At 70.7% G+C, this 12560-nt stretch carries 10 protein-coding genes; 6 read left to right on the forward strand and 4 right to left on the reverse strand.

From position 1 onward, the window contains the following. The first annotated feature begins 112 nt into the window (after nucleotides 1-112). The 3 genes from JIG36_RS29965 to JIG36_RS29975 all read left to right on the forward strand — a co-directional run bounded on the left by JIG36_RS29965 (nucleotide 113) and on the right by JIG36_RS29975 (nucleotide 2551). On the forward strand, nucleotides 113-1318 hold the full coding sequence (locus JIG36_RS29965; RefSeq protein WP_203379737.1) for a saccharopine dehydrogenase family protein: 1206 nt from the start codon (nucleotides 113-115) through the stop codon (nucleotides 1316-1318). A 79-nt stretch (nucleotides 1319-1397) separates the two neighbouring features. Continuing rightward, nucleotides 1398-1832 (forward strand): nuclear transport factor 2 family protein, encoded by a 435-nt coding sequence (locus tag JIG36_RS29970; protein WP_203379738.1) that lies wholly within the window; start codon nucleotides 1398-1400, stop codon nucleotides 1830-1832. Nucleotides 1833-1885: 53 nt separating this feature from the next. Continuing rightward, a complete protein-coding gene (locus JIG36_RS29975; protein WP_203379739.1) occupies nucleotides 1886-2551 on the forward strand; it encodes a hypothetical protein in 666 nt (221 codons plus the stop codon). Nucleotides 2552-2710: 159 nt separating this feature from the next. On the opposite strand, the gene JIG36_RS29980 is transcribed toward JIG36_RS29975, so the two are convergent. Further along, nucleotides 2711-4144: a gamma-aminobutyraldehyde dehydrogenase gene (locus JIG36_RS29980; RefSeq protein ID WP_203379740.1), complete on the reverse strand. Its 1434-nt coding sequence runs from the start codon at nucleotides 4142-4144 to the stop codon at nucleotides 2711-2713. 71 nt (nucleotides 4145-4215) lie between these two features. Here JIG36_RS29980 and JIG36_RS29985 point away from each other — a divergent pair, with 71 nt between their 5' ends. Beyond that, nucleotides 4216-6762, forward strand: a complete 2547-nt coding sequence (locus JIG36_RS29985; protein WP_203379741.1) for an ATP-binding protein — start codon at nucleotides 4216-4218, stop codon at nucleotides 6760-6762. A gap of 176 nt (nucleotides 6763-6938) precedes the next feature. Next, on the forward strand, nucleotides 6939-7406 hold the full coding sequence (locus tag JIG36_RS29990; protein ID WP_203379742.1) for a hypothetical protein: 468 nt from the start codon (nucleotides 6939-6941) through the stop codon (nucleotides 7404-7406). Nucleotides 7407-7461: 55 nt separating this feature from the next. On the opposite strand, the gene JIG36_RS29995 is transcribed toward JIG36_RS29990, so the two are convergent. From JIG36_RS29995 to JIG36_RS30005, 3 genes are all read right to left on the reverse strand, one after another. Then, nucleotides 7462-8331: an AraC family transcriptional regulator gene (locus tag JIG36_RS29995; RefSeq protein ID WP_203379743.1), complete on the reverse strand. Its 870-nt coding sequence runs from the start codon at nucleotides 8329-8331 to the stop codon at nucleotides 7462-7464. Between the two features lie 81 nt (nucleotides 8332-8412). Then, nucleotides 8413-9234, reverse strand: coding sequence for a DUF72 domain-containing protein (locus JIG36_RS30000; RefSeq protein WP_203379744.1), 822 nt, complete (start codon nucleotides 9232-9234; stop codon nucleotides 8413-8415). A gap of 249 nt (nucleotides 9235-9483) precedes the next feature. Next, a complete protein-coding gene (locus JIG36_RS30005; RefSeq protein WP_203379745.1) occupies nucleotides 9484-11178 on the reverse strand; it encodes a hypothetical protein in 1695 nt (564 codons plus the stop codon). A 113-nt stretch (nucleotides 11179-11291) separates the two neighbouring features. Here JIG36_RS30005 and JIG36_RS30010 point away from each other — a divergent pair, with 113 nt between their 5' ends. Next, nucleotides 11292-12560 (forward strand): carboxylesterase family protein, encoded by a 1269-nt coding sequence (locus JIG36_RS30010; RefSeq protein ID WP_203379746.1) that lies wholly within the window; start codon nucleotides 11292-11294, stop codon nucleotides 12558-12560.

The following is a 12560-nucleotide window of genomic DNA, read 5'->3' on the forward strand; positions in this document are numbered from 1 at the left end:
CTGCGTTTATCGCAGAGTTGATCGCTCTTGACAAGCATTTCCGTGGCGTCAAGGCTCTCGGGGAACGGTTTCAGTTGATCGGGCGTACGAATTGTCCGGAAAGGCGCACCCCATGCGAATCCTTGCCGTCGGAGCGGGCGGTGTCGGGTCCGCCGCCGCCCTGATCGCCGCCCGCCGGGACTTCTTCGACCTGTTCGTCGTGGCCGACTACGACCTCGCCCGGGCCGAGAAGGCCGCCGCCGCGACCACGGATGCGCGTTTCGCCGCGGCCCAGGTCGACGCGTCGTCCGCCGGGTCCATCGCCGCGCTCTGCCGCGAGCACGGCATCACCCATGTGTTCAACGCCGTCGACCCGCGCTTCGTCATGCCGGTCTTCGAGGGGGCCGCCGCCGCCGGCGCGCATTACCTCGACATGGCCATGTCACTGTCCAGACCCAACCCCGTTTCCCCGTACGAGGAAACCGGTGTGAAACTGGGTGACGAGCAGTTCGCGGTGGCCGGGCAGTGGGAGACGGCCGGACGACTGGCCCTCGTGGGCATCGGCGTCGAGCCGGGACTGTCCGACATCTTCGCCCGCTACGCCGCCGAGCACCTGTTCTCCGACATCGACGAGATCGGCGTACGGGACGGGTCGAATCTGGTCGTCGAAGGGTACGAGTTCGCGCCGTCGTTCTCGGTGTGGACGACCATCGAGGAGTGCCTGAACCCGCCGGTCATCTGGGAACGCGGGCGCGGCTGGTACACGACGGAACCGTTCGCCGAGCCCGAGATCTTCGACTTCCCCGGCGGCATCGGCCCGGTCGAGTGCGTGCACGTCGAGCACGAGGAGGTGCTGCTCATCCCGCGCTGGGTCGAGGCCCGCAAGGTCACCTTCAAGTACGGGCTGGGCGGCGAGTTCATCGAGGTGCTCAAGACGCTGCGCAAGCTGGGCCTGGACAAGACCGATCCCGTACGCGTGAAGGGTGTCGACGTCTCACCCCGTGACGTCGTCGCGGCCGTGCTGCCCGACCCGGCAACCCTGGGCGACCGCATGACAGGCAAGACCTGCGCCGGCACGTGGGTGACGGGCACGGGCAAGGACGGCAACCCGCGCGAGGTCTACCTCTACCACCTGGTCGACAACGAGTGGTCGATGCGCGAGTACGGCGCCCAGGCCGTGGTCTGGCAGACCGCCGTGAATCCCATCGTGGCCCTGGAGTTGCTGGCCGCCGGCACCTGGTCGGGCGCGGGCGTGCTGGGCCCCGAGGCCTTCGACCCGGTCCCGTTCCTCGACAAGCTCACCGAGTACGGCTCGCCCTGGGAGCTGCAGGAACGCTGACGTTCGTCGCGGTCAGGGGGTGCGGGGCGGTGCTAACGTCGGCTGCCGCATGTCGCCGACGTGAGGAGCTCCTGTGCGCTTGACCGCTGACGACCGTTTGCAGATTCAGGAGGTGATCGCCCTGCACGGTCACCTCTGTGACGCCGGCGCATACGATCGATTCGACCTGGTTTTCACCTCGGATCTCGTCGTCGATACGAGTGATCTCGGTCTGGCGCCGGTGCATCTGGACGATCAGCACGAGTCCCGGCTCGCCATGTACATCTCCGTCGCGCACCGTAAAGGGCCCGGCGACATTCTGGGAATGCATGCCACCAACGTTGTGGTTCGCGAGGACGGCGACGGTGCGCGGGCGTGGTCGAAGGGCCTGACCGTGAATGTGGATGGCGCGGTTGCCAGCTTCGTCTACGCGGATCAGCTCGTGCGGACAACTCACGGATGGCGCATCCGGCATCGAAAGGTCTCGCCTCGTCGCGTGCCCGGAGGCGGGCCCGATCTGCTCATCACGCGCTGACACGCCACTATGGGCCCTGCGCGCGTTGAGCCGATTGGCCTAAATTGGCGACCGTGGATCATGATGACCTTGTCCGGACAACGGTCGCGGTGGCCGCTGCCGCTGACCGGCGCGCGATCGAGCGGGCGTGGCTTGCGAGCCTGGTCACGAGGGACCAGAGGCGGCGGAGTGTTTGGCCGCGGCTGACGTTCCTGCGGCACCTGCCCCAGCATGGCTTCGCGCCGTCGCAGCATTTCCACCCCACGAGTTGCGGGGTTTGCGGTATGCGCGAGAGCGAAGACGCTGTCACATCCGAGAGCCTCGCCGGCGATGCCTTCTGGTTCCGGCCGATAACTGTTCCGTGGGCCGGCGCGGCGGTGGAGCTGTTCGACGGGGCGGACGATGACCACGATGTCCGCCGGGGCCGGGCAGTGCTGGAAGATATCGTTGATGCGATCCGGTCGCTGCCCGGGTCCGCACAGTTGACGGAGCTGAACGCAGCCCTGATCGGCAAACTCAAGTCGAACAAGCTGGAGCGGACAGTTCTGCTCGAAGCTCTTGGTTACGCCGGCGCCCTGCCCGCGGGCGGACACCCGAGCTATGCGACAGAGTTCGTATCGTACGACGACGCAAACATGCGAATGCCCAGCCAGTTTTACAAAAAGGAATGGGCGTACCCCGTGCGGTTCTGGACCGGCGTGGACGGAGTCGATCCCGCCCGTCTGCCCCCTGGCGAATGATCCAAGGCTTCCGTCATGGCGCCCGAACACTCGCGGCAGATCGAGCACCAGGTCGAGCCGACGCAGCGCTCGTAAGGATTTCCGGTTGCGGCGATTGGGCTCTGGGAACGGTGGAACTGAGCGTGGGGGTGGTCCGCCAACCACCCCCACGAGATTGGGTCAGCCGAGGCTGTGCATGACGTGCTTGATGCGGGTGTAGTCCTCCAGGCCGTACACGGAAAGGTCCTTGCCGTGGCCGGAGTGCTTGAAGCCGCCGTGGGGCATCTCGGCCACCAGCGGGATGTGGCAGTTGACCCATACGCAGCCGAAGTCGAGGCGCTGTGTCATGCGCATCGCTCGGGCGTGGTCCTTTGTCCAGACCGAGGAGGCCAGGCCGTATTCGACGCCGTTGGCCCAGGCGACCGCCTCGTCCTCGTCGGTGAACTGCTGGACCGTGATGACCGGGCCGAAGATCTCGTCCTGGACGGCCTCGTCGGTCTGCCGGAGACCCGAGACTACGGTGGGCGCGTAGAAGTAGCCGCGGTCGCCGACCCGCGCCCCACCTGCGTTCAGTGCGGCGTGGTCGGGCAAGCGGTCGACGAAGCCGGAGACGCGGTCGAACTGGCGGCTGTTGTTCAGGGGGCCGAACAGCACGTCTTCGTCGTCGGCGGCGCCGGTCTTGGTGTTCTTGGCCTGCTCGGCCAGCGCGGCCACGAAGTCGGAGTAGACCCGCGGGGAGGCGAGCACCCGGGTGGCGGCGGTGCAGTCCTGGCCGGCGTTGAAATAGCCACCGACCGCGATGGCCTCGGCCGCGGCCGCGATGTCGGCGTCGTCGAAGATCACGACGGGGGCCTTGCCGCCCAGCTCGAGGTGGGTGCGCTTGAGGTCGGCCGACGCGGCCGAGGCGACCTCCATGCCGGCCCGGACCGAACCGGTGATCGACACCATCTGCGGGGTCTTGTGGGTGACCAGCTCGCGGCCGGTGTCACGGTCGCCGACGACGACGTTGAGCACACCCGGCGGCAGGAACTCGGCGGCGATCTCGGCCAGCATGACCGTGGTGACCGGGGTGGTGTCGGACGGCTTGAGCACGACCGTGTTGCCGGCCGCGATCGCCGGCGCCAGCTTCCAGACGGCCATCATCAGCGGGTAGTTCCACGGCGTGACCTGCGCGCACACCCCGACCGGCTCGCGCCTCACGTAGCTTTCGAAGCCGGCCAGGTATTGACCGGCGGAGCGGCCCTCGAGCAGCCGCGCGGCGCCCGCGAAGAACCGGATCTGGTCGACCGCCGGGGGCAGTTCCTCGCTGGCGGTCAGGCCGAGCGGCTTGCCGGTGTTCTGCGACTCGGCCTTGACCAGCTCGCCGGCCTTGGCCTCGACGGCGTCGGCGAACTTGAGCAGCGCCTGCTGCCGCTCGCTGGGGGTGGTGTTGCGCCACGACTCGAACGCGGTCGACGCGGCCTGCATGGCCCGGTCGACGTCGGGCCGGCCGGACACCGGGGCGGACGCGAACACCTCGCCGGTCGCCGGGTCGATCAGGTCCTCGTATCGTCCCTCGGCGGGCGCGGCCGACTCGCCGCCGATGAAGTTGTGCAGCACGGTCTTGGCGGTCACATGGTCTCCAGACGCAGGATCTCCACTGTTCGGGTGCCATCCTTCCACTGATTCCGTCGCTGACAAGAGGTGTGGATGACGAGTTCCGCATTCCGGCTCAGCCCGGTCGGCAGATGGCCGAAGCGGAAGGAGTGGGGCCGACAGCGGGCGCGACCGGTGCGGACGGCCGGCTGACCGACGCCGCCCGCCTGAGCCGCCTGCGCGAGACCGGCATGCTCGACGGCGCCGCCTACCCGTCGCTCGACCGCCTCGCCCGGGCCGCCGCCCACCAGCTGCGCGCCTCGACGGCCGTGGTGTCGCTGGTCGGGTCGGACCGGCGCGTCGTCGTGGGACACACCGGCAGCGTCCCCGGCCACACGTTCTGCACGCTGGTCGTGGACACCGACGCCGCCCTGATGATCAGCGACGCCCGCACCGACGACCGGGTCACGGGCCATCCAGCGGTCGGTGACGGCGTCATCGCGTACGCGGGCTTTCCGATCCGCAGTCCCGACGGCTACCCGCTCGGCGCGTTCGGTGTGCTCGACGACCGCCCCCGCGACTGGGAACCACGCGACCTGCTGCTGGTCGAGGACCTGGCGGCGGCCGCCGAGACCGAGATCGCCCTGCGCGGCCACGGGCGGGAGCTGGCCGCCACGGCGACGCGGCTGCGCGGGATGCTCGACAACGCGCCCGACGCCCACGTCGCGATCGACGTCTATGGGGTGGTGACCGGCTGGAACACCTCGGCCGAGCAGCTGTTCGGCTTTTCGGCGGCCGAGGCCGTGGGCCGCCCGGTGGCCGACCTGGTCATCCCCGAGCGGTTCGTCGCCGCCCACGCGGCGGGGCTGGCCCGGCTGCACAGCGGCGGTCCCTCGACGATGGTGGGGCGGCGGGTCGAGCTGGTCGCCCGGCACCGCCACGGCCGCGAGTTCCCGGTCGAGATGAGCCTGCTGCAGGTCGAGGGCGGCTTCCACGCGTTCCTGCACGACATCAGCGACCGGCAGTCCGAGCGCCGCCAGCTCGAGCACGAGCGGGCGTTCCTGCAGGCGCTGCTCGACAGCCTCGACACCGGGGTCGGCGCCTGCGACGAGGACGGCCGGCTCACGCTGTTCAACCAGGCGCTGCGCGACATCCACGGCCGCGGGGTCAGCGAGGACCTGCCGCCCGAGGACTGGTCACGCGCGTACGACATGTTCGGGCCCGACGGCCGTACGCCGCTGGCCGCCGAGGAGATCCCGCTGGCCCAGGCGTACGGGGGAAAGCGCGTCGACCACGCCGAGATGGTGATCCGCCGCGACGGCGGTCCGGAGCGACGCTTCCAGGTCAACGCGCGCCCGCTGGAGACGCCGGACGGCCGCCGGCTGGGCGCGGTGGTGGCGATGCACGACATCACCGAGCAGCGGCGTACCGAGACGTTCCGCGAGTTGCGGCTGGCCGTGGCCCGCGGGCTGGCCGACGCGCACAGTGCCGGGGAGGCGGCCGACCGTACGGTGGCGGCGGTCGGAGCCGGGATGGGCTGGGCGCTCGGCGAGTTCTGGCAGGCCGACGACCTGTCCGACACGATCATCCGGGTCGGCAGCTGGGCCGCGCCCGGGCACGGTCTCACGCCGCGGCCCCCGCTCGTGCGGCGCGGCGTGGGGATCGCCGGTCACGTCTGGGCCACCGGCGCCGAGGTGTGGATCCCGGAAGTGCTCGATGACCCCCGTACGGTGCTCCGGGCGACTCAGATCCGGGCGGCCGGCCTGCACAGCGCGATCGGTGTGCCCGTGCGCTCGGACGAGAAGATCCTCGGTGTGCTGCTGTTCTTCACGGCGGTACCGGTCGAGCCCGACCCCGAGGTGCTCGACCTGCTCGACGGCGTCTGCGCGCACCTGGGCCGGCACATGGAACGGCGCCGCGCCGAGGAGCTGGCGCTCAACCTGGCCGCGACCCAGGCCCGGCTGGCGGCCAGCCGCGAGGAGATGGTCGGCATGGTCAGCCACGAGCTGCGCAACCCGCTCGGGGCGATCCGCAGCTACAGCGAGACCCTGCTCGACGATCCGCAGCTCAGCGCCGAGCAGCGGCGCCTGGCCGAGGTGATCGACCGGCGTTCGGCGCACATGCAGCACCTGGTCGACGACCTGCTCGACCTGGCCCGCCTCGAGGCCGGCCAGATGCACATCGACCCCCAGCCGATCTCGGCTGCCCGCCTGGTGCGCGAGGCGGTCCAGGCCCAGCAGTCGGCCGCGGACGCCAAGGGGCTGACGCTGACGCTCGAGGTGCCGCGCCACCTGCCGGTGCACGCCGATCCCGTACGGCTGCGTCAGGTGCTGGACAACCTGGTGACCAACGCCGTGAAGTACACGCCCACCGGCGGCACGGTCTCGGTGACGGCCCACCTGACCGCGGACGAGGAGGGCGACGCCGTCATCGCGGTCTCCGACACCGGCATCGGCATTCCCGCCGACGAGTACGACCGGCTGTTCGACCGCTTCTTCCGCGCGAGCAACGCGGTCCGCAACGGCACCAAGGGTACGGGGCTGGGGCTGGCCATCACCAAGGCCATTGTGGACGCCCACGGCGGTTCAGTCTCGGCCACGCCCGTCCCGGCCGGGGGCAGCGTCTTCGCGGTCACTCTGCCGGTCGCCGCCGGCTGAGCCCCGACGGACCTGGTTGTTTCGCGGCGGGCAGGGTCGTCCGGCGGGAATGATCGTTAGGAGTCAGGAGAAAACGTCACAAGGGGGTCGGAAACATGCGGGCGCTGGTGCGGGTCGTTGTCGCTGGAGCGGTTTGTGCCGCGGGAATCGCGGTCGGCGGTCCGGCGAGAGCCGCGGTGACCTACAACCCCGAGACCAATAAGGGGTTCGTCGGGTCGAGCGACCTGATCAAGGCGTTCGGCTGGACCGACGCCACGCTCAAGACCAAGGCGGCCGGGCTGGTCTTCAACCACGACTTCTGGACCGACGACACCTACTCGGTCACCTGCGCGGCCCGGACCTTCCCGGTGGCCCATCACCGCGAGTTCGGCCGGTACGAACTGTTCGACGCCGCGCTGAACGACAAGGAGCGCGGCGGGAAGGCGTACGCGGGGAAGCTCGTCGGTTTCTGGCTGACCGGCCCCCGCTTCGGCATCTCGGGGACGTCGGTGGGCCCGACCGTGGGCCAGCCGTGCCCCGACGGCACGAAGACGACGGTCATGAAGGCGAAACTCGTGTCGACCACCGTGGGCTGGGGGCTGTCGGTCAGCTCGGGCGACCTCAGCCGGGTCCTGACGTCGTCGAAGACCGCCAAGACCGGCTGAGGCGGGCCCGGCCGCCGCTTTCACGATCAGGTTGGCCCGACCGCCGTTTTTGCGATCAGGCAGGCTCGACCGGGAGCCACAGGTCGGACGTCGCCGTGGTGAAGTCGGCGGCGCGGTCGATGATGGCGACGATCGACGGGCCGGGGCGCAGGCGCCACGGGTTCGACGGGAACCACTCGGAGGCGGTTGCGGCCCACGTGTCCTGCAGGGTCTGCGGGTAGGCGCCGCTGCTGCGGAACACCGCCCACTGACCGGCCGGCACCTCGATCGTGTCCAGGTCTTCCGCGACCGACGTGTCTGCGGTGACGGCGACCCCGTGCAGGTACGTCAGTTCGGTGCCCTCGGCCGCGTCGGGGGCGGCGTCGTCGGTCACCGCGAGCAGGCCCGCGGGATCGGTGTCGGAGAGGGCCTTGAGGCGGTCGTGCTCGGCCGGCGGCAACGAGGCCACGTGCTGCTGGATGTGCGGGTTGACGCCGCGGTGGATGAGCGGGACGCGTACGGCGTGGCCGGCCAGCCGGAACGCGGGGCGCTCGGCGATGCGGGTGTCCATGGGGTTGCTCCCTTCGACGGTCAGGCGGAACCTGAGCTGCGGTTGTGTGCGAAGGGGGCCACCGTCACGGCGGACGTCACCGGGGGCGGCGCCGTGCACGGCCCGGAACGCCCGGCCGAACGCCTCGGACGAGCCGTAGCCGTAGCGCACGGCGATGCCGAGCAGGTCCGGATGACCCCGTACGACGTCGGCCGCGGCCATCGTCATGCGGCGCCGGCGCAGGTACTCCGACAACGGCATCCCGGCCAGTGACGAGAACATGCGCCGCAGGTGGTACTCGGTGGTGCCGAGCGACCGGGCGAACGCGGCCACGTCGAGCTCCTCGCCGAGGTGCTGTTCGACGAGGTCGACCAGGCGGTTGAGTCCCGTGATCACGACGGCCTCCCTTCGCGATCAAGCCTGGTCGACCGGCCCTGTCCGCCGCCCGATCATCGTGGCCGGATCTGATCAGCGGCCTCAGAACAGGGTCGTGGGCTGTGGTTCGGGCAGCGGTTCGAGGCTGGGGACCAGCGCGGCCACCTCGGCGTGGAAGCGGCGGGCCAGCGCGGGCGCGTCGGCGTTGTCGGGTGTGTGGACGAAGACCGTCGGGGACCGGCCCTCGCGCAACCAGCGGGCCACCACCGGGAGCCAGCGTTGCCAGCCTTCCACCGTACGGGCGGGGTCGTCGCGGCCCAGATAACGGATGATCGGGTGGTTGGTGAGGGCGTGGGGGCGTACGGGAAGACGGGGTTTCCTGGTCCACGCATCGCGCTCGGCGTCGCTGGTCGGCGGGCTCGCGAACATGACGCTCGTGTCGAACGGGACCCACTCGGCGTCATGGGCGGCCAGCAGGTCCTCCAGCGGCGCCGGCTCGTCGGCGAAGGCGCGGTGGCGGACCTCGACGGCGTACCGGAAATCGCCCGGCGCCTGACGCAGGAAGCGTTCGAGGGCCGGCAGGTCGGACGGGCCGAACGAGCCGGGGAGCTGGATCCACAGCGCGTGGATGCGGGGGCCGAGCGGCTCGATCGCGTCGAGGAAGAGGCGCTTGGCCTCGTCGCCACCGGCCAGCCGCGACTCGTGCGTCACCAGGCGCGGAAACTTCAGGACGAAGCGGAAGTCGGGCGGCGTCTGGTCGGCCCAGCCGGCCACGGTCTCACGGGCCGGCGTCGCGTAGAAGGTCGTGTTGCCCTCAACCGCGTTGCACGATTCCGCGTACGACCGGAGCTTCTCCGGCCCGGCGTCCCACGCCTTGTGCGTCCACTGCGCACACCCGACGTGCAGTCGCTGCCGTTGCGTCACAGATCAAAAACCTACCCTGCCGTACGGCCACCGCCTCCCCCGCCCGCCCAGGGGAGATGGGGCCGACGCTACCGGATTGTCAAGTCCGGCCGCTCCCGCCTGTGGACGGGCACTCCCGCTGTCAAGTCCGCTGCTCCCCGGCTGTGGACGAGCTACGCCCATCGAACGACGCAGTCCAGGGCTGTCGCGGTTCGCGGTGAACGACCGGCCCGGCGTGAAGTGGGACAACCTGGCGGGCGGCCCGCGTGGTCATGAACGGCTGAGGGCGCGGCCCGCGGCGGCGACCACGACCGAGGCGAAGATCCAGCCGCTTACGATCAGGGCCACCGACACCACCTTGTCGGGTCCGACCGGGTCCCACGCCTTCTCGTGGCCCAGGTCGACCAGCGGCACCAGCAGGTCGAGGGTGTAGAGGAACGGGTCCCAGGCCGGGTGCTCGTCCGCCTTGATGGCGCACAGGCCGGCTGCCCCGGCGCAGTCGGCCGTCGCCGCGAACCAGACGGTGCCGAGCAACAGCAGGACCGCGAAGATGGCGGCGGCTCGGCCGGGGCGGTACCCGTACCCGAGGGAAAGGTCTTGCAGGAGGCCCCAGAGCCGGCCCGGAAGCCCGCCACCGTGCGACTCGCGGCGCAGCTTCTCGTGCAGCACCCGGCGGGCGTCCCGGTCGCGGCCGGCGGCCCGGTAGGCGGCGGCCAGTTGCTCGTACGGCTGCGGCTCGACCGTCGGCGTGGCCCGGCGCAACACTTCGAGCCGCTCGCCGACCGCGATGTCGCGCCGCAGCTGGCGGTAGGTGAAGCCGGTCAGCAGGGGTCGCTGCGGCCAAGCCGCGGTGGTGTCGGCCAGCAGCTCGACGACGGCGTGACGCAGGTCGACGGTGCCGGGCGGGGTGGCGCACTCCAGCAGCAGTTCGAACGCGACCAGGCCGTCCGCCTTGAGCGACACTCCCCCATGCTCGCCGAGCTCGGCGTCGCGCAGCACGACCGTGCCGCCGACCCGGGTGCCCCGCATCATGACCATGCCGTCGAAGCGGGCGTCGGCCAGCACCAGGTCGCCGCGGATCTCGGCCCGGGACGCCTGGAGACGGCCGGCCGCGAGCCCGGTGGCGTGCAGGCCGGCGCCGAGCTCGGCTCCCTGCAGGGTGACCGCCTCGGCGACCCGGGCCTGGGCCAGCACGACCGAGCCGGTGACGGTGATGCCCCAGGCGCTCAGCTCGGTGACCTCGGCGCCCGGCAGTTCGAGGGGGCCGTCGATGGTGGCCGCGGGCAGGTTGAGCACGCCGGTCAGGCGGAAGCCGTCGGTCGCGTAGAAGCCGCGGGCGGCCAGGCTGGGCGCGTGCAGGAGGCCGTTGCCGCAGGTGGCGCCGGGCATCGAGAGCATGCCCTCGACCCGGGTCAGGCCCAGCAGCAGCGCGCCCCTCCAGGTCAGCCCGGCCGCGGTGAGGTCGCCGCCGATCCGGGCGCCGCGGGCGTCGACGGCCACGTGCTCGGGCGGCATCTCGTCGCCGGGGCTCAGCGGGACGTCGACGTCACGGAGGACGCGGACGCGGTCCAGGTCGAGGCCGGTGCCGATGACGGCGTCGCGCAGCCGGGCCGCGCCGGTCAGGGTGGTGCCGGTGAGGGTCAGGTTGCGGGCCACCTGCAGGCGTTCGGCGTGCAGGCCGGGCAGGTGGCAGCCGGTGAGCCGCAGGGCCGGGACGGTCAGGCCGTCGAGGACCGGGGTGTCGGTGAACGTGCAGTCGTCGAAGGTGACCGGGACGTCGACCGTGGCGTCGGTGAGGTCGAGCGGGCCCTCGACAGTCGAGCCGTGCAGACGCAGGGCCGCCTGATGACCCTCGTCGGGCGCGGGTGCGCTGAGCAGGAGGCGGCGCAGTTCCTCACCCCGTACGGGTAACTCGGTCTTGATCTTCTCGCCGCGCCGGTAGGCCGTCCACAGAGCATCGTCCACACGATCATTCTGAGGCCCGCCGTCGACACATCCGCTTCCGTGGTCGATGCATTCTGTGATAGACCAGCATCGTTGTAATGAGGTCGAAAGGAAGCCGAAACAAAGGAGTCCCCATGGCCACGCCGATCAGCCGTCGCACCGTTCTCACCGTGAGCGCCGGCGCCGCCGCCGGACTCGCCCTCCCCGGAGCAGCCGCCCAGGCCGGCGGTGGCGGACACCCGGGAACCCGCGTCTCGTTCGAGCTCAACGCCGACGTGCTCGACGGCGGCGAACAGGTCACCTCGGTCACCCTCCAGACGTCCCGGCTCGGCCGGATCAACCCGTCGAGCCTGACCACCGGCAGCTTCTCCGTGCACGCCAAGGCCACCAGCCCGATCCCCCTCGCGCCCGGCGACCAGATCTACAGCGAGTACGACCTCGACCGCGCGGTCACCTCGGCCACCCTCGACCGGCACGGCGACATCGTGCTGAAGCTCGAGTACGCGGAAGGCAAGGTCGGCGGCGGCACGCTCGGCTACATCGCGAGCAAGGGGCGCAACGTCCAGCTCGACCTCGTCTACACGATCACGCAGAACTCGCCGCTGGTGCTGCGCGACGGCCGTACGGTGAAGATCCAGGAGTTCCGGCAAGGACGGCTCGCCAATCCCGAGGTCGACGCTTTCTCGTACGGCGTGTCGCGGTCCGGCATGAAGTACCGGCTCTACGAACCGCACCGCCGGGGCCGCGGCGAGCGCCCGCTCGTCGTGTGGCTGCACGGCGGTGGCGAGGGCGCGTCGCTGCCCGACAACTACTACGACAACGAGACCACGCTGCGGGCCAACCGGGGCGCGCTCGGTTTCGCCACCGCTGAGGCGCAGCGCATCTTCGACGGTGCTTACGTGGTGGCCCCGCAGAGCCAGTCGTTCTGGATGGAGGACGGCCCCCGGTTCGCGCCGCAGATCCTCCAGATCATCCAAGACCTCGTACGGCGTCACCCCGTCGACAAGGAGCGCATCTACGTCGTCGGATGCAGCAACGGCGGGTACATGTCGATGGAGATGACGGTCGCCTACCCCGATCTGTTCGCGGCGTCGGTCCCGATCTGCGGGGTGGTGCAGTCGCTGCAGCCGAACGGCCCGCGCCTGATCACCGACGCCGACCTGGCCGCGATCTCCACCCCGACCTGGCTGGTCACCTCGCGCGACGACACGACCGTGCCGCCCGCGCCCAACACGATTCACGCCCACGACCTGATCCCCGGGTCCCGGCTGACCCTGTACGACCACGTGATCTGGAACGGGTACCAGTACGCGGGGCACTGGTCGTGGATCTACGTGGCCCGCAACGACCCGGCCCAGAACGGCCAGCACATCTGGCAGTGGATGTCGAAGCAGCGGCGCTGA

The sequence above is a fragment of the Paractinoplanes ovalisporus genome, from assembly GCF_016834655.1.
GTDB lineage: Bacteria > Actinomycetota > Actinomycetes > Mycobacteriales > Micromonosporaceae > Actinoplanes > Actinoplanes ovalisporus.

What these genes read in the sequence shown, in the direction of transcription:
- JIG36_RS30010 (WP_203379746.1), top strand. Translation starts at nt 11,292, where the DNA reads ATGGCCACGCCGATCAGCCGTCGCACCGTTCTCACCGTGAGCGCCGGC.
- JIG36_RS29965 (WP_203379737.1), top strand. Translation starts at nt 113, where the DNA reads ATGCGAATCCTTGCCGTCGGAGCGGGCGGTGTCGGGTCCGCCGCCGCC.